Below are 320 nucleotides of genomic sequence, written 5' to 3'. Positions count from 1 at the left end.
TTGACAAGGCAGAAAAAGTAGGTATAATAGAAAGAGTTGAAAAGCTCGAGGTCCGTTGGTCAAGGGGTTAAGACACCGCCTTTTCACGGCGGTAACACGGGTTCGAATCCCGTACGGACTATGAGTATGTTGCAGTAGAAGTTGAAAAAAGTTTGAAAAAGCTATTGACAAGGATGAGATGCTGTGATATACTAATATAGTTGTCGCTCGATAAGAACGAGAGACAAAGACCTTTGAAAACTGAACAAGACGAACCAATGTGCAGGGCACTACAACTGATGTTGTAGTACTGAACAATGAAAAAAACAATAAATCTGTCA

At 40.3% G+C, this 320-nt stretch carries 1 tRNA gene; it reads left to right on the top strand.

From position 1 onward, the window contains the following. The first annotated feature begins 49 nt into the window (after nt 1-49). Nucleotides 50-121, top strand: a tRNA-Glu gene (locus FN031_RS08980). Nucleotides 122-320: the final 199 nt, after the last annotated feature.

The organism is Streptococcus mitis (genome assembly GCF_902159415.1).
GTDB lineage: Bacteria > Bacillota > Bacilli > Lactobacillales > Streptococcaceae > Streptococcus > Streptococcus mitis_BG.
This window is presented reverse-complemented; position numbering and strand designations above follow the sequence as displayed.